The sequence below is a fragment of the Paraglaciecola arctica BSs20135 genome (assembly GCF_000314995.1).
Lineage (GTDB): Bacteria > Pseudomonadota > Gammaproteobacteria > Enterobacterales > Alteromonadaceae > Paraglaciecola > Paraglaciecola arctica.
Map to the genome: position 1 here is coordinate 47,015 of NZ_BAEO01000012.1, position 15,679 is coordinate 62,693.

A 15,679-nucleotide genomic window follows, 5' to 3' on the forward strand; every position below is an offset into this window, starting at 1 on the left:
ATGTCTATTCGTCGCACACCTTTCGCCAAACATGCTGGCTTTACCCTGATTGAAGTCATGGTGGTGTTGTTAATCATGGGATTGGCAACAGGTACAGTCATGCTCAGTTACTCGGGCGAAAGTGGTCAGGATTTACTCAAAAAACAAACCCAACGTTTGCAAGTGGTATTTAATATGGCGTCGGATTACGCGGTGCTAAACCAAAAACAATTGGGTTTAAGAGTCGAAGATAAAAATCGCAGCTATTATTTTATGTACCTTGATGAAGAGCAAGAATGGCAAAAACTTGAGCTTGATAAAACCTTTGCTGAACATCAATTACCAAAATCATTTAACTTGGAACTGTCTTTAACCGACTTACCCTGGGAAACTGAAGATAGCCTTTTCAGTAGCGAAGTGTTTGATGAAGGGCTATCAGTATCTGATGATGGGGTAGAAATAGGTAAAGAAGAAGATAAGAAACTCGACCCTCCGCAAATTTTTATTTTTTCTAGTGGTGAAATCACTCCATTTTCTATCACTTTAGCTTACGAACCAGAGTTTAGTAATGAGCAACCAAGTTACTTTCGGGTTAATGGTCAAGATAGCACTCCTTTAACAACCGAAGGGCCCTTAGATGCGCCCTAACTCACTGCATTCAAAAAGTCGCAAATATCAGTCTGGGATGACGTTACTTGAAGTCATGGTAGCGCTGTTCATTTTTGCTATAACAGGCACCGCTATTATGAAGGCTGCTAGCGATCATCTAACTGGTGTTGGCCAAATTGAAGATATTACTTTTGCGACTTGGGTTGCCAATAATCGCCTCACTCAATTACACATAGATACCACTTGGCCTATCAAAAACAATAAAAAAGGTGAGCAAGAAATGGCTGGTCGAAAGTGGTACTGGCAACAGCGAGTAAATAAAACCAACGACGATGACATGGTACAAGTAGAAGTGTCTGTTGGATTGGACGAGCAATATCAAGGTACAGTAACCTCAGTCAGCACCTTTATTGCTAAGCAAACTTAAACATGACCCGCTCACCAAATCATCACACCCGCGGTTTTACCCTAATAGAAATCCTGGTCGCCATGGCAATATTTACCCTCATTGGCTTGGCTAGTACAGGTGTGCTCACATCAGTCATTAATAGTGACCAATTGTCTTCTGAACGTTTTGCTAAATTGGAAGAATTACAAAGGGCGATGCTGACCATGGAACGGGATATCTTACAGATTGTGCCTCGCGCAGTACGTGTTAATGGCGAATTTGTTAGTGCTGTTACGACCGGTGGTGAAGACGTATTTGATAGCGAAGCCGATGGCCTAGGTTTTGTACGCGTCGGCCGGTATAACCCGCAAATGTTGTTACCTCGAAGTACGCTGCAAGCAGTTGGTTATCGTTTACAGGAAAATCAACTGCAGCGTTTGTACGGTAATTATGTAGATAATGTAATTGGTTACGAGCCTAAAATAAAAATTATATTGTCGGACATAGAGGATTTTAGAGTCACCTTTTTGACCGATGTAACACAGCTAGAGGATCCTGAAAAATGGCAAGAAACCTATTCTAGCGCAGATTTACCAATAGCGATTTCCATCACTTTTGTAAGTAAAACCTTTGGTGAAATTCGCCGCGAATTTATGTTGGCAAACGGCGTATGAATCCCCAAAAGAGCAAACAACAAGGCGTAGCCCTAATAGTAGTGTTATTAATTGTGGCTATCGTTAGCGTGCTCGCCACAGAAATGGGTAGTCGTTTGCAGTTACAAGTTAAACGCGCATCCAATATAAAGGAAAACAATCAAGCGTATTGGTATGCCATGGGGGCTGAGCAATATGCGCGAAAGTCCATTAAACAACTAATGGTTAATGATGGCAAAGTCATTCATCTCGAACAGCCGTGGAATCAAGAGTTTGTCTATCCAATAGAAGGGGGGGGCATTCAAGCACAACTAATAGATATGCAAAGCTGCTTTAACCTTAATGCGTTAAGAGTGCCCGCAGATAATCCATCAGGCGGAGGAGAGCCGCTGTTGCCGGACCGCATGTTAGCTTTCGAACGTTTGTTACAGAATGTAGATCCCGCAATTCCAAGTTATAATATTGATATACTCCGTGACTCATTAGTCGATTGGTTAGACCAAGATGACAGACAAACGGGCTATGGAGCAGAAGACAGTGAATACGAAAGTCTACAATTTCCTTATGTTGCAGCTAATAACTTTATGGTACACAAATCGGAATTACGCTTAATTCATGGGGTTGAAGTCTCTTGGCTAAGAGAATTACTTAAACTAGTGTGTGTATTACCCAATGACAGTTTATTTTTAATCAATATCAATACTGTGAGTGAAGAAAATGCGGCTGTTATTGCCGCCGCGACTGGGCTTCCCTTATCTGACGCTCAATCTTTACTTGCCAATCGGGGTTCAGAAGGTTATCAAACCACTGAAGCGTTTTTTAACGACCCAAGCATCCAAGCCTTAGAGCCTAGACTTAGTGAGGAACAGAAAAAATGGTTTGATGTAAAAACATCACATTTTATTTTGCACACTAAAACAAAGTACAATGAAGCAACTTTTTCAATGAAAACCTTATTTAAGGTAGACTCGAGTAACAATGTGAATATCATCAGGCGTGATTTTGGCGGTTTTTGATAAGCAGGTTTTCAACGAAAATGAATTTTTAATCCATAACAATTAACAAGGTATATAAACCTTATGGAACAGTTAGTAGTGCGTCTAGGCGCCAACCCAGATGAATCTATTCATTGGATTGTGTGGTCTAGCCAACAAAACGAAATTATTGCCTCTGGTGAGTTACCAGATGCGACACAATTAGCTACTTTAGCAGACAGAGCCGGTAGAAGACCGATATGTGCTTTAGTGCCCACCAGCGACATTTTACTCAAGTGGGTTGAGTTACCTGCTAAAGCTGGGCGCAAAGCATTAGCCGCGATCCCGTTTATGCTAGAAGAAGAAATAAGTGGTGATATTTCGCAACAATTTTTTGCCCTTGGTCCTAAAGATGGCAATAAACAAGCTGTCGCTGTTGTTAACAAAGAAAAGTTACAAAGTTGGCTAGACACAATCGCAGCAGCGGGTTTAGCCTGTGACCAACTCATACCTGACGTTTTGGCATTGCCATTAGCAGATAAAGACGCATGGTCTATCTTAGAGCTAGGTCAACAACTGCTGGTTCGTAAGGATGATTGGGCGGGTTTACAAGGAGAGAGAGACTGGTTAATTCAAGCCATTAATCATCTTGCGCGACAATATGCTAAAGAGCACGAACAAGCACTTTTGGTTAATGATTATTCTGGCGCTGATTTGGCGAATGTAGAGAACCTAGATGTAACTGTTATGCCGCTAGAATTGCCAATGAAAGTTTTAGCTCAAGGAGCTGAATCAACAAAATTCAACTTGTTGCAGGGCGAGTACAAAGTTAACAAAAAAGCAGGCGGTGAATGGAAAAAATGGCGTTTAGCTGCGGTGTTGGCAGTAATTGCACTATTCATCAGTTTAATTGATAAAAGCCTAGAGCAGAGCCAACTCAATGAGCAACTATCAAGTTTAAAGGCGCAAGTTAGCAGTGAGTATAAACGTGCATTTCCAAATGCAGGTACTTATCGAGATCTTAGAAGTACCATGGAACGCCAAATGAAAGCCTTAGAACAAGGTGGTACAGGGGCATCAATATTAGTTATGTTGAGTCAACTAAGACCGGCATTTGAAGAGTCCAAGGTTAAACCACAAACTATGCGTTTTGACAGTAATCGCGGTGAATTGCGTATTCAAGCCGTAGCCAGTAATTTTGGAGCTTTAGACAAGTTTAAACGCCAAGCAGAAGCTCAAGGGTTTACTGTTGAGCAAGGCTCTATTAATCAAAAAGACAATCAGGTAGTCGGCACATTGACGATTAGGAGTTAATTTGGACAAGCTCAAAAGTATGTACTTACAACTAAGTGGACGTGAACAACGCTTAGTGATTATTTCAGCGATATTAGTATTAATAGCCATATTTTATTGGGGTATTTGGTCGCCACTCAATACGTCACTAGAGCGCGGACAAGTCGCAGTCAAGAACCAAACAGAATTACTTGATTGGGTACAAAAAAACGCCAACAAAGCGATTCAACTACGTAGTAGTGGCGGTAAAAATGCCTCTTTTTCAGGATCATTACTTCAAGCGGTGAACCAATCCGCTACTCGAATGAAAATTGCCATTTCTCGGGTGCAACCTCAAGGTGACGAAATACAAGTATGGATAGACCAAGCCCCCTTTAACGACTTACTAAGTTGGTTACAGTCACTTGAAAAAACCGGTGTGAGTATATTAGACATTGATATCGCAGAGTCTGATTTGCCTGGGCAAGTTAAAATTCGTCGTTTAAAATTAGGGAAATCATGAAGTCAGTTTTGAAATGGGGCAGCTTATGCCTTGTGGTTTATTTGGTATTTTTAATTGTTAAATTACCTGCAGTTCATGTTTTAACAAAAATTCCGCTGCCCAAAGAGGTTAGTGTGAGTGGCATATCAGGTACCATTTGGCACGGGCATTTACAACGAGCTCAAATAAACGGATTGCCTGTCTCTAATGTCGACTGGACTCTGTCCTTTTTACCTTTAATACTTGGCGAAATAAGTGCAGAGATAAAAGCAGGTGATATACGCGATGTCGACCAAATATCAGCAAATGGACATGTTAACGTCGCAGGACAGCACCTCAAAGTAGAGAATTTATTGGCTTACATGCCGACTGGGCTGGTGATCAGTTTGTTACCTTTACCTATTCCAGTTCAAGCTGACGGGCGTTTTAAAGTACAACTCGATGAAGTTGATTATAAAAACGGCTGTCAAAAATTCACAGGAAAAGGCCAATGGCTTAATGCTAACTTTACTGGCACAACAGGAGTGATAGACCTAGGCAACTTTAATGCCGACTTAAGCTGCGAAAATGGCAGTGTTGTGTTGGATGTCAAACAACCTAACCGTTTTGGCTTAACGGCAAAAGCCACAATTCCAGCAGATATGAAATTCAAAATTTTAGGACGCTTCAAACCAGATGCCAACTTACCTAAAGAAGTGCACCAAGCAGCGCAATTTTTTGGTAAAGCCGATGCTGATGGATATTATCCAATTAAGTTTTAATAAGCACTGTTTACAGTGTTTGACGGGCTGGTCTTAATAACAACTCAGCCAATAAACGGATTAGCCTCAATATCATCTAATAGATAACGATAATCCTGTATTGAAGGAAATTCAGAGATGTCTCTTGAGGGTTGCTGACTATCTGGATTGCTCACTGCTAACAAATGTTTAATGCCAAAGTCTTGGGCAGCCTTTAAAATTCCTAGACTGTCGTCTACAAATAAGGTGTGCTGCGGATTAAAACTAAGTTTTTCTTGAAGTTTTTGCCATAAGACCTGCGACTCTTTGGTCACAGCAAATTCGTGAGTAGATATCAATTGATCTATATGTTGATCTAACTGGGTATGCTCAACTTTTAACGATAAGCTATCAGGATGAGCGTTGGTAACTAAGATCACCTCACGCCCAGAGGCTTTTAAGGCATCAATAAAAGGCAAACTATCATCTCGCATACTGATCAGGTGCTCTATTTCACGTTTAGCCTCAACAATATCTATATCCAGCTTATCAGTCCAAAAATCCAAACAATACCAGCTCAGCGTGCCCATCACTTGCTCATACTCAAGCGCCATCATATCTTTGGCAGCTTGCAGTGCAATAGCATTTTTTTCAGCTAACTTTTTAGGTAAGTGTTCTAACCAAAAGTGATTATCGAAGTGAAGATCGAGTAAGGTGCCGTCCATATCTAACAACACGGTATGAATATCTTTCCAAGCAAGCTTTGACAAGTAGCATGTCCTCTATTTAACAGGTATATTTAAAACACTCGGGGCTGTTGACCTTTCATATATCGATGACATATGAAAGGTCAACAGCCCCTTTAATTCATCTATTTAAAGTTCAATTGACCTTTGAACAGACGAGATCGGCGACTATATTAACGTGAAAAATTCATGAGCAACACAAACAATAAAAAATCACTCCCACAAATTCACGGACGCAAGGTGGTTGCCAAAAGCGGCTTGTTCAAAATCGAACAAGTCGATTTAGAATTTTCCAACGGCGAAACTCGCGTTTTTGAGCGTATGGCTGGCAGTGGCAGGGGCGCCGTTATGGTGGTTCCTTTTATTAATGATGATGAGTTTTTGTTGGTTAGGGAATATGCCGCAGGCACTCATAGCTACGAATTAGGCTTTCCAAAAGGTTTAATTGACCCTGGTGAATCGCCAGAAGTCGCCGCCAATAGAGAGTTAAAAGAAGAAATAGGTTTTGGTACTGAAGTGTTACACCCACTGCATATCGTAAGTATGGCTCCTGCTTTTTTTGATGCTAAGATGACCATTTTTATCGCTGAAAATTTATATCCTAAAGTACTACCCGGTGATGAGCCTGAACCCTTAGAAGTGGTTAAATGGTCTATTCATGATATTGATACCTTATTAGCCAGAGATGATTTTGTAGAAGCAAGATGCATTGTTGCTTTGTTACTTGCGGAAAAATGGTGGAGGAAACGCTAATGCCAACAGAAAACGCACAACAGCTTTTAGATATAGCTAAAAAAACCGCGATAAAGGCAGGCAAGGTAGTATTAGAAATATACGATAGTGGTGATTTTACCAGTTTTCAAAAAGAGGACGACTCCCCGGTCACCACTGCTGACTACAAAGCCAACGAAATCATTATGCAAATGTTGCAAAAGGCAACACCAGACATTCCCATTATGTCTGAAGAAACCGAACTTGGCGCATTAGCAGTACGTAAAACTTGGACACGATATTGGCTTATCGACCCAATAGATGGCACTCAAGAATTTATAGCCCGCAGTGGTGATTTTGCAATAAACATTGCCTTGATAGAAAATAATGTACCTATTATGGGCGTAATTTACTGGCCCACAGGAGGAACGTTGTATTCGGCGTTGAAAGGTCACGGCGCATTTAAAGAATGCCCAATAGAGAGTAAACAAATTTATGTACGTAGTTTAAAAGCCCCTAACGAAGATCCACTAATTATAGCCATTAGCCGCAGACAAGCTCGCGAAAAAGTCATTTCTAGCTTAACTAAAGACCGTGTTTATCAGACCTTACCCACGGGCAGTTGCTCACTCAAAGCCTGCTTAATTGCTGAAGGCAAAGCTGATGTATTTTTACGTTTTGGTGTAACTGGAGAGTGGGATACAGGTGCATCTCAATGTATAGTAGTCGAAGCTGGAGGGAAAATATTGGCACACAATTTTGCCCCGTTAAGTTACAATCTACGTACCAGTGTTATTAACCCTGATTTTTTTATTACAGGCGACCAAAACGTTGACTGGCAAAATATAGTCAAATGCGAATTTGGCAACAACAATCAATCCGCCTAACACCAATACATTTACCTAATTGAGTTAACTATGAGATCTTTTTTACTAAGCACTATTTTAATCAGTTTTTCTTTATGCTGTTTTTCTGCTAACGCCCACTGGATGTTAGTTGAGGGAAAATCCAGCCTGAGTTTTGTATCAACTAAAAATCAAAATATCAGTGAGATCCAACAGTTTAAAAAATTAACAGCTGAATTTAGTCCTGAAGGCAAATTGCAGGTTGAAATTGACTTAGCTAGTATCGACTCCGGTATCGAAATCCGCGACTCCCGTATGCGCGAAAAATTGTTTTTGGTGGATAAGTTACCTTCTGCCAAGCTAACAGCTCAATTGCCTGACAGCGTATTATCTCTTGCAAAAGGCAGCTCAATATTTGTGACAATTCCTGCAGAACTGAGCCTTATGGGGATCGCTAAAACGATTCAGGTAACTGTACAGGTCACGCGAAAAGCTGATAACGGTATAGTGGCTACCAGCACTCGACCAATCTTAATATCAGCTGATGATTTTGGTTTAACCTCGGGGATTGAAATATTGCAAAAACTGGCGGGACTAGATGGCATTGGCCTAACAGTGCCAGTCAACTTTAACTTAGTATTTGTAGCCCACTAAATCCAACGCACTAAGCAATTCTATTGCTGCTCAGTCTCTGACAATTCAAATTCCCCTAGCTGCTGCTTGGGGATGATGTTTACTGTTTCATGTAATTCAGAATAGACTAAAAGTACATCACCTAACTTCAACTGTGCCAGCACTTGCTGTACTTTGTCTTGCAGTGACACATCAGCTTCACCATATTCGGTGCCCTCACGTAATACAAAGCCTTCAATAATATTTAGTAAAGTTTCTTCGCTTAAGTCAGCGATAGGTATGATCATAACGCGTTACCGCTAGATAAATATGTGGCCTGGTTTGTAATAAAAGGCTTAAAGAAAGTATTTGCTCTTTGCTGCATCCAAATTTCAGGTCGCCATGGTGTACCTTGCATAAAGCCCACGTGCCCTCCGTTTTGACTCACTTCCAGGCACACATTTGGCGATAAAGCATTAACATCAGGCACTATACTCTCATGCATAAAAGGATCATCTTTGGCATGCACCACTAAGGTAGGTGTAGCGATAGTTTTAAGAAAACTTCCTGAACTACATTTTTGATAATAATCGTCAGCATTCAAAAAACCGTGTAAAGGGGCAGTAATATGCTCATCAAAATCACGAAAATTTTTAAATTGCTTAATCTGTAATTCTGTCACTTTAAGTAACTTCCCATAATCTATTTTACGCATTTTAATCAACAGGTTGTTAACCATGCTTTTCAGTAAATAGGCTTGGTAAACCCTCGAAAACCCTAGGTTAATACTATTCGCACAGATCTCTAAATTGAACGGTGTAGAAACTGCCATCGCCGCTTTTATGATCCGTTGCTTGGGCTGTTCACTCAAAAGTTTGAGCAACATGTTAGCCCCAAGAGAAAATCCCATAGCCGCTTTGCGTGTTTCAGGAAATTTCTGTTCAAGCCAGTTCAAAAAATACCACGCATCCTCGGTTTCACCTGAGTGATAAGCTCTAGGTGTAGCATTATGTTCACCACCACAACCACGAAAATGCATCAACACCACTGCATAACCTTGCTTTACAAAGTTCGCCGCCATGTCATTGGTATAATGGGAACGAATTGAGCCCTCTAATCCATGGAACATAGCAATTAAGCCCGATGATTTTTGTACATCACCAGCCCAAACTAAATTAACGAAGTCGCCATCTGGCAAAGCTAACTTTTCTTTGCGGTAATCAAGCTTGGCGCGTTTTTGAATAAAACGTGGGAAGATAGTTTGTACATGTCTATTTTTAGCCCACCAGGGTGGCACAAAGTCACTTGTGATTACTTCACCATAACGGACATTTTGATTGGATTGGGGCTTGGAATACATCTACAACTAAAACGTGAATTATTATTAGGATAGGGTACATCAATTACTGGAAAACATAAAAATCTCTTTTGATTCAATCATCAATAAAAATCAGAAGTGTCAATAGCAGACACTCTGGCTGCGCAAGCTTGAATTAAATGATAGCTTCACTGTGTATTCTAGGCTGGCCTAACTTTTCCCCTTAATGGCGGTTAACTGCACGCGCTTCTAAAATCTTATTAGTTGTTAAGGTTAATAACTTGAGGGGTATAATCTCAGTCACTTTAACTGGGTTAATGGTTGTCGACGAAATCTCTGGGCGTCATGCCATTCCAAGCCTTAAAAGCGCGATTGAAACTTCTAGCATCGGAAAAACCCAGTTTATGGGCAATATCATCCAGATTCATATGTTGCGACAGCAACATTTTCGCTTCTTGATTCAAGACTCTCTCTCGAGCTTTTCTAAAACTGCTGTTGCAGTCAGCCAACTTGCGGCGCAATGTCGCAACACTGCACCCTAGACGATCCGCAACCGCCTCTTGGCTGTACAAGCCAGCTTTTAATGCCGTTCTCACTTTGTTCAAAAAATTTTCATGGCTGTCAGGCTCAACTAGCAAATATTGTTTTAATTCGCTGTAAACTCGGGCTGACGTAAGGTGAATATGTTGCTCTCTGCGTAGTTTTACTTTGGCCAGTTCGACTGGATAATGCAGAGCGTAGCAAGAGGCGTTGTAACGGATGGGCAGGTTGGGAAATGCAGCCAAAAACAAAGAGTATTTCTGGCTCGAAGCTCGGCTTTGCAGCTTTTTCAAATCCACTTGCCTCGGATGAGAAAGGCTACAGATCACACCATGCACATATAATAATACGCATTCTAGATTGAATCGAATATGTTCACTGCTGCTGTCATCTAGGTAGGGGAAGTCACGGTCATCGATGACGTATATCACTTCACGGTCTTTCACTTCCACCCTGTTGTAGGCGCCGCCATGAATAAAGTTATAAGAACTCGCCAGTTGTTGCAGGGCGTCTAACAAAGTATCACTACGACTCAAATTAGCCAATACATGATCGTTAGTCCCCGGCAGCAGAGGCCGCTTGGACATATGCAGAGACTCGTCACGCAGTTCGACGGAGAAAGACTCTAGTATTCTTAAAAAGTCCACTATGCTGAGCCGGCCGTTATCTTTCAGGCCTAAATCAGCCAGCACAACTGGCAATGACAACCCAGCAGCGGCCAGAATGGAAGTCAACATCGCCAGACCATGATCATGGATTGCCTGAGGAGGCTGGTGTGACAAAAAGAATGAATCAGGCACCAGTTTACTTTGTCCGATAGAAAAGGAGTCAAGGCAATAAAGCATAAAGCGTCCCGCAAATCAATCTAACTAAAGTACTAAGAGACGTTTCCTACTCTCGCCTCTTGGATTTATCCTCGCTAATAATCAGTTGGCATTAAGCCAGTTTTTAATCTGATTAACGCCGTTTTGCTGCCAACCTAGCTCCAAATGGTTAGTGGCAAGCACGGCAGTACCACCGTTGTTATTGATGCCTGTGGTATCACTACAACTCGCTATAAATACAACACCATCTGAAGGGCCGGTATGTTCATTATGGATCAGCGCGATATCAGATTGATTACCACAAAGATTGTGAACTCGAACAGTAGGATCAGTACCAGCAGCCCTAACCGCATCCACTATTGATTCAGGCATAAACGCATCGATACCCTGAGCGTGGGTATAATAGCCCCAGCCGCCATAATAAGTCGTATGCCAATCCTGTTCACCTACCGATAGTGAATAGGTACTATCCCATTTTTTCAGCATTTGTGCGGCACCAGTAAAATGGCTTGAGGCATAACTCCATTCAGAACCATATTGCCAAACGCCGAAGCAGAGAATGGCGTCATGGGCAGTTGGTCCGTTGATTACACCGCCGCAACCAGGATATACACCAAAAGTTTGGGTCCAACCGTGTCGAAAGGACCAGTCGATACCATTATTCGGACCTCCCAGCATTATCATTCTTCTCACATCATCCTGATAGACAGTTCCCCATGATTGAGTCACGGATGAAATATACATTCGGGCATTAAAGGCACTTTTGGACCAAGTGACCAAATCCACACTCTGTGCGCCGGTTCGAGTTTTGATCACGCTGATAGCATTGGCAATCTGTTCTGACCAGAAATACCCGTCGCCGTTTTTATGGGCCAAGGACAGGGCAAACACCTTAAAGTTATCTGTTGCTAGAGCCTGCATCAAGCCTGTGTTCGGACAAGTCTGCCTCCCACATCCGTAGTCACCAGCCTCATTGGGATTTGCCCATGCTTGATCGGCGTCCTGATTGGCACCGTGGATCAATAACACAGGCGTCGTTTTATTGTTGCTATTCCAATTCGGCCCGTAGTAAAGCAGAAACTTGGCCGAAGAGGGTGTTGGATCGGCAAAAAAAGTGGCTCGTTGACCAGTTTGATTACCGCGACCATCTGAGGGGAAGCTCTCCTGCACCAAATTACCACTGGTATCACGCCACCGTTCAACTTTGGCCCAGCCATTGTTGATGCCACTGCTAAAACTGGCTTCCAGAACAGGACTGGCTGCGTTAACTAAGCTAGCAATAACCGTCAACAGAGCCGCCAGACCGAATTGTTGAAGCCTGCGAGTACCTTTGTACTGAATATTTTTCATCTTTATCATAACAATGCTCTCCTCTGAGTCTGATTATTTTATTTGTTAGGTAACAAATCTGCTTTGAGCTGTTCAGCTAGACTTTGTCTAGCTTGCTGAGCCACAGGTAAGTCGCCAAAGGACAAAAACGCATGGATGGTGCTGTCAAAGTTATCAAAGTGTTTCAATTTTCCGTATTTTTGTAGTTTATCTGCAAATTGTCGACCTTCATCGTTCAACGGATCAAAACCCGCGACTAGGATGGAAGTCGCTGGTAAACGCTGTAAATCAGGCAGAAACATAGGAGAGACCAAAGGATCATCAGCTCGACCGTTTTCATCAAGATAAAAGGCACGAGTGTCATCGATTGCGTCTCTGCTGAGTAAATAATCCCCATTCCCATACTGCTCCCTCGAGGGGTAAGTCCGATGGGGGCTATACACGTCCAGCACAGGATAAATTAAATACAGCCCTTTTAGCTGTATGCCGTTTATGCCATTCATCTGATAACTGGTAGATAAGGCAAGATTAGCGCCAGCGCTATCCCCCATTAGTACTATGTGGTTTGAGTCTAAATTCAGCGACTGAGCATGTTGAAAAAGCCAACTTAATCCTGAGCAGGCATCGTTTAGCCCAGCGGGATATTTGTGTTCCGGAGCCAGTCGGTACTCTAGACTTATAAATGCCATACCACTCAATTCACAAAGACTGGCGACCAAGGCCTGATAACAGTCCAAATTACCCAAAGACCAGCCGCCGCCGTGCAGGAACATAACGACAGGTAATGGGGTGTCTGTCTCAACAGCAGGTAGGTAAAGGCGAGCGGGGATATCACCTGCATCACTAGGTATGTTTAGCTCACTGATCCGGCACTCTGTTGGCAAGGGACCTTGCAAGCCGATAAACATAGCTTGGGCCCCCTCCCGAGAGGTTTCTATCGAAACTTGTTGGTTATGGAGATCCGGCACCTGCTGATTAAATTGTTCCAGAAGGGCTGCGGTTTCATTATCAAGTCTCATACTAAAATCCATATTTTATATCGATACCAAAAGTGCGTGGTGCGCCGTAATAACCCAGCTGTACTCCGGGTGAGGCACTGAGATCGAAACCATGCTGCCGATAGTGCTTGTCGGTCAAGTTTTTGGCATACAGCATGACTTGCCAGCGTTCATCGGTAGAGCGGTATCGAATCGATAAATCCAAAAGTGAATAGGCATCTTGAGCCAACACTTCACTGCTGCTAACTGTCAGATAAGTTTTACTACGATAACTGGATGACAGACTGCCCCATAAGGAACCTTTAGCGCCTATGTCAAACCAGTATTCTAAAGCGAGTCGACCATTCCATTTCGGAGCATTGACCAGCTCTCGTTTGTCACTGACTTCTTCACCGAAGTCACCCATCAAGTTGTCATAGCCCCCCCCCAGATAACCGGCATTAATATTGAGGGTAAGATCGTCGGTCAGCATGCTGCTGAATTCCATCTCAATGCCGTAGATACTTGCTTTCCCAGCATTATCAAACAGGGACAAGAAAGCGCCGGAGTCCGGATCAATAGAAAAACGACTAAGCTGGAAGTTTTTATAATCGTTGTAAAATGCCGCCATGTTCAGACGAATGTTATCGTCGTTCAACAATGACTTAGATCCCAGTTCATAACTCCACATGGTTTCAGGATCGAATGGCTGGACCTGGGATGTGAGTCGGCCGTTAAAACCGCCACTTTTGAAACCCCGACTGGCGCTGCCATACACTAGCGTTTTCTTAGAGGCCTTAAAATCCAAAACGACTTTGGGTGAGAAGGAGTTCCAATCTTGCTCTGCCTCATAACCGGTTTGCCCGTATCCCACACCTGTACCAAACGCTTTCTCCATCTGCTCTGCGGTTGTGATACCTGTTCCAAAAAACTCTTCCCCCTCGTTACTAACTGATTTTTTTTCCGTAGTGTAGCGAGCCCCAAGAGTGAGACTTAAACGCTCGGTTATATCAACATTGATATTGCTGTATATAGCGCTGCTAGTATTGGTTTGGTTCCGCTTTCCGGCATTGATTATCGGAAACGGAAGGTAAACCCCATCGCCAAGAGGGACAAAGAAATCCGTTGCTATTGCGCCGCCTAGAGTCAAATCGTTTTCCTTAAAATAATAGAGACCGGAAACCAGTGAAAGCGAGTCTGTACGGTAAAGCCATTGTAATTCCTGGCTAAACTGATCCTGATCTTCGAAATTATAAATACCAAAGGTCTCATCTGTAGTGCCATCAAGATCCAAGTGGGTTCGGTAATCCATTTCACGATAGGCACTGATAGACTTAAAAGTAGTGTTATCCAAACTGTACTCTAGAGTCAGTGCCGCTCCTTTAGTTTTCAACTTTTCCAAATCGTTATAGGTAACATCAACTTCAAAAGGGTCATCCCCAGCAGGTAGGAAACCACCAGCTGCCAGCGAATAGATAGGGGTTTCCCTATGAGGCGTGCGTGAATGATTGGGGCTGCTGTCAGAGCCATCTACTACTAAATAAGCTGAAATAGCATCAGTGGGTTGGTACATCAGGCTTCCACGCCAGGCTAGGGTATCCTTATCATTGTCATCGCTGCCATCAGCGAGGTTATTACTATAACCATGCCGTTTTTTACTAGCCATCGAAAATCGCCCCATCAGCCTATCACCTATCAAGCTACCGCTTATGCTGCCTTTAAGGCCCAATTGTTTATAATTGCCAAGATTAAGACCCAGATAAGCCTCCGTATCCTCTGTAGGTTTAGCACTGGTAAATTTAATCGCACCTCCGATAGTGTTGCGGCCATAGAGGGTGCCTTGGGGGCCACGCAATACTTCAATTTGCTGGGGATCCACCACATCGAGGAAGGCGCCTTGAACCCGCCCCATATAGATATCATCCAGATAAACGCCAACTCCAGGATCATTGAAAGAAATGGAATCTATCTGACCCACTCCGCGAATATAGACTACCGCGTTGGAGGCATCTCCTACATGAAGGTTAAGATTAGGCACCTTAGACTCCAGATCGCCCAAATCCTGAATTTGCATCTTTTCTAACTCATTTGCGGAAAGAGCCGTGATGGCAATAGGAACGTCTTGCAGATTTTCGACCTGTCGGGTGGCAGTCACTGTGATCAATTCAATGCCACGCTCTGGCTCTACCTTTGTGTTGTCGCTGTCTTGTGCATAAACAGGCAAAGCAAGAGCTACTAACAAAGCACTGCATAGTGGATGGAGTCTAAACTTGTGTCTTGGACTGGTCGAGATCATAAATTCGAGCATATTTCACCTTATTGTAAACAAACTGTTAATTTTATGATGCAGATGATACGTGGGATACTTTGACCAGCAAGGACAAAAACCTTCAAGTTAACCGGACAATTGCGCTCAACATTTAGCTATTTCACAATAAGGGGCATCTTGATTGGTTTGGAACTCGGAGGTATAGATTCCCTTTAGCGACGCGACACAACTCAAAAAAGACAACAACCTGCTACTACAGAAGGCAATAAGAAAGGAGAGAAAAGATTATAAAAGAACAAAAAGCGTTAGACTAAAGCAGAAATATTTCACATGGGCTTATCCAATAACAGTATTACATAGCGGAGAAACATGCGACTTAACCTTGTTTACTCACTTATCTTTACACTGGGCA

General features: G+C 42.6%; 17 protein-coding genes. 10 read left to right on the forward strand and 7 right to left on the reverse strand.

Annotated features, from left to right (window positions below; genetic code table 11):
• From gspH to GARC_RS04510, 7 genes are all read left to right on the forward strand, one after another.
• Positions 1-627 (forward strand): type II secretion system minor pseudopilin GspH, encoded by a 627-nt coding sequence (gene gspH / locus GARC_RS04480; protein ID WP_007617221.1) that lies wholly within the window; start codon positions 1-3, stop codon positions 625-627.
• Positions 617-1,015, forward strand: coding sequence for a type II secretion system minor pseudopilin GspI (gene gspI / locus GARC_RS04485; RefSeq protein ID WP_007617222.1), 399 nt, complete (start codon positions 617-619; stop codon positions 1,013-1,015). The genes gspH and gspI overlap by 11 nt, the downstream gene beginning before the upstream one ends.
• 2 nt (positions 1,016-1,017) lie before the next feature.
• A complete protein-coding gene (gspJ, locus tag GARC_RS04490) occupies positions 1,018-1,650 on the forward strand; it encodes a type II secretion system minor pseudopilin GspJ (protein ID WP_007617223.1) in 633 nt (210 codons plus the stop codon).
• Entirely contained in the window at positions 1,647-2,645 is a 999-nt protein-coding gene (gene gspK, locus GARC_RS04495; protein WP_007617224.1) for a type II secretion system minor pseudopilin GspK, read from the forward strand. Before gspJ ends, gspK begins: the two co-directional genes overlap by 4 nt.
• 63 nt (positions 2,646-2,708) lie before the next feature.
• Positions 2,709-3,917 carry a type II secretion system protein GspL gene (gspL, locus tag GARC_RS04500; RefSeq protein WP_007617225.1) on the forward strand — a complete coding sequence of 403 codons (1,209 nt, stop codon included), beginning with the start codon at positions 2,709-2,711 and terminating at the stop codon, positions 3,915-3,917.
• A gap of 1 nt (position 3,918) precedes the next feature.
• On the forward strand, positions 3,919-4,398 hold the full coding sequence (gene gspM / locus GARC_RS04505) for a type II secretion system protein GspM (protein ID WP_007617226.1): 480 nt from the start codon (positions 3,919-3,921) through the stop codon (positions 4,396-4,398).
• Positions 4,395-5,138 (forward strand): type II secretion system protein N, encoded by a 744-nt coding sequence (locus tag GARC_RS04510; RefSeq protein WP_007617228.1) that lies wholly within the window; start codon positions 4,395-4,397, stop codon positions 5,136-5,138. The genes gspM and GARC_RS04510 overlap by 4 nt, the downstream gene beginning before the upstream one ends.
• 44 nt (positions 5,139-5,182) lie before the next feature.
• On the opposite strand, the gene yrfG is transcribed toward GARC_RS04510, so the two are convergent.
• Positions 5,183-5,866: a GMP/IMP nucleotidase gene (gene yrfG, locus GARC_RS04515; RefSeq protein WP_007617230.1), complete on the reverse strand. Its 684-nt coding sequence runs from the start codon at positions 5,864-5,866 to the stop codon at positions 5,183-5,185.
• Between the two features lie 165 nt (positions 5,867-6,031).
• Here yrfG and nudE point away from each other — a divergent pair, with 165 nt between their 5' ends.
• Genes nudE through GARC_RS04530 form a run of 3 tightly spaced genes read left to right on the forward strand, consistent with a single transcriptional unit; the run spans position 6,032 to position 8,052 of the window.
• Positions 6,032-6,595 (forward strand): ADP compounds hydrolase NudE, encoded by a 564-nt coding sequence (gene nudE / locus GARC_RS04520; protein ID WP_039988747.1) that lies wholly within the window; start codon positions 6,032-6,034, stop codon positions 6,593-6,595.
• Positions 6,595-7,440, forward strand: coding sequence for a 3'(2'),5'-bisphosphate nucleotidase CysQ (gene cysQ / locus GARC_RS04525; RefSeq protein WP_007617233.1), 846 nt, complete (start codon positions 6,595-6,597; stop codon positions 7,438-7,440). The genes nudE and cysQ overlap by 1 nt, the downstream gene beginning before the upstream one ends.
• Before the next feature lie 30 nt (positions 7,441-7,470).
• Positions 7,471-8,052, forward strand: a complete 582-nt coding sequence (locus tag GARC_RS04530) for a YceI family protein (RefSeq protein WP_039988749.1) — start codon at positions 7,471-7,473, stop codon at positions 8,050-8,052.
• 20 nt (positions 8,053-8,072) lie between these two features.
• On the opposite strand, the gene GARC_RS04535 is transcribed toward GARC_RS04530, so the two are convergent.
• The 6 genes from GARC_RS04535 to GARC_RS04560 all read right to left on the reverse strand — a co-directional run bounded on the left by GARC_RS04535 (position 8,073) and on the right by GARC_RS04560 (position 15,306).
• Positions 8,073-8,318, reverse strand: coding sequence for a YheU family protein (locus tag GARC_RS04535; RefSeq protein ID WP_007617236.1), 246 nt, complete (start codon positions 8,316-8,318; stop codon positions 8,073-8,075).
• The gene (locus GARC_RS04540) at positions 8,315-9,370 is read right to left on the reverse strand and encodes a hydrolase (protein ID WP_007617237.1); all 1,056 of its coding nucleotides are present in this window, start codon (positions 9,368-9,370) and stop codon (positions 8,315-8,317) included. The genes GARC_RS04535 and GARC_RS04540 overlap by 4 nt, the downstream gene beginning before the upstream one ends.
• 272 nt (positions 9,371-9,642) lie before the next feature.
• On the reverse strand, positions 9,643-10,713 hold the full coding sequence (locus GARC_RS04545; protein WP_007617238.1) for a helix-turn-helix transcriptional regulator: 1,071 nt from the start codon (positions 10,711-10,713) through the stop codon (positions 9,643-9,645).
• 81 nt (positions 10,714-10,794) lie between these two features.
• Positions 10,795-12,051, reverse strand: coding sequence for an esterase/lipase family protein (locus GARC_RS04550; RefSeq protein WP_007617240.1), 1,257 nt, complete (start codon positions 12,049-12,051; stop codon positions 10,795-10,797).
• A gap of 29 nt (positions 12,052-12,080) precedes the next feature.
• Positions 12,081-13,040, reverse strand: a complete 960-nt coding sequence (locus GARC_RS04555) for an alpha/beta hydrolase (RefSeq protein ID WP_007617241.1) — start codon at positions 13,038-13,040, stop codon at positions 12,081-12,083.
• Position 13,041: 1 nt separating this feature from the next.
• Positions 13,042-15,306 (reverse strand): TonB-dependent receptor, encoded by a 2,265-nt coding sequence (locus GARC_RS04560; protein ID WP_007617242.1) that lies wholly within the window; start codon positions 15,304-15,306, stop codon positions 13,042-13,044.
• Positions 15,307-15,679: the final 373 nt, after the last annotated feature.

Excerpts from the sequence above, each read along its gene's own strand:
- gspJ (WP_007617223.1), top strand. The coding sequence starts at position 1,018 with ATGACCCGCTCACCAAATCATCACACCCGCGGTTTTACCCTAATAGAA.
- GARC_RS04550 (WP_007617240.1), bottom strand. The coding sequence starts at position 12,051 with ATGATAAAGATGAAAAATATTCAGTACAAAGGTACTCGCAGGCTTCAA.
- gspI (WP_007617222.1), top strand. The coding sequence starts at position 617 with ATGCGCCCTAACTCACTGCATTCAAAAAGTCGCAAATATCAGTCTGGG.
- GARC_RS04535 (WP_007617236.1), bottom strand. The coding sequence starts at position 8,318 with ATGATCATACCTATCGCTGACTTAAGCGAAGAAACTTTACTAAATATT.
- gspK (WP_007617224.1), top strand. The coding sequence starts at position 1,647 with ATGAATCCCCAAAAGAGCAAACAACAAGGCGTAGCCCTAATAGTAGTG.
- GARC_RS04540 (WP_007617237.1), bottom strand. The coding sequence starts at position 9,370 with ATGTATTCCAAGCCCCAATCCAATCAAAATGTCCGTTATGGTGAAGTA.
- GARC_RS04530 (WP_039988749.1), top strand. The coding sequence starts at position 7,471 with ATGAGATCTTTTTTACTAAGCACTATTTTAATCAGTTTTTCTTTATGC.
- gspH (WP_007617221.1), top strand. The coding sequence starts at position 1 with ATGTCTATTCGTCGCACACCTTTCGCCAAACATGCTGGCTTTACCCTG.
- GARC_RS04545 (WP_007617238.1), bottom strand. The coding sequence starts at position 10,713 with ATGCTTTATTGCCTTGACTCCTTTTCTATCGGACAAAGTAAACTGGTG.
- cysQ (WP_007617233.1), top strand. The coding sequence starts at position 6,595 with ATGCCAACAGAAAACGCACAACAGCTTTTAGATATAGCTAAAAAAACC.
- GARC_RS04560 (WP_007617242.1), bottom strand. The coding sequence starts at position 15,306 with ATGCTCGAATTTATGATCTCGACCAGTCCAAGACACAAGTTTAGACTC.
- gspL (WP_007617225.1), top strand. The coding sequence starts at position 2,709 with ATGGAACAGTTAGTAGTGCGTCTAGGCGCCAACCCAGATGAATCTATT.
- nudE (WP_039988747.1), top strand. The coding sequence starts at position 6,032 with ATGAGCAACACAAACAATAAAAAATCACTCCCACAAATTCACGGACGC.
- GARC_RS04555 (WP_007617241.1), bottom strand. The coding sequence starts at position 13,040 with ATGAGACTTGATAATGAAACCGCAGCCCTTCTGGAACAATTTAATCAG.
- GARC_RS04510 (WP_007617228.1), top strand. The coding sequence starts at position 4,395 with ATGAAGTCAGTTTTGAAATGGGGCAGCTTATGCCTTGTGGTTTATTTG.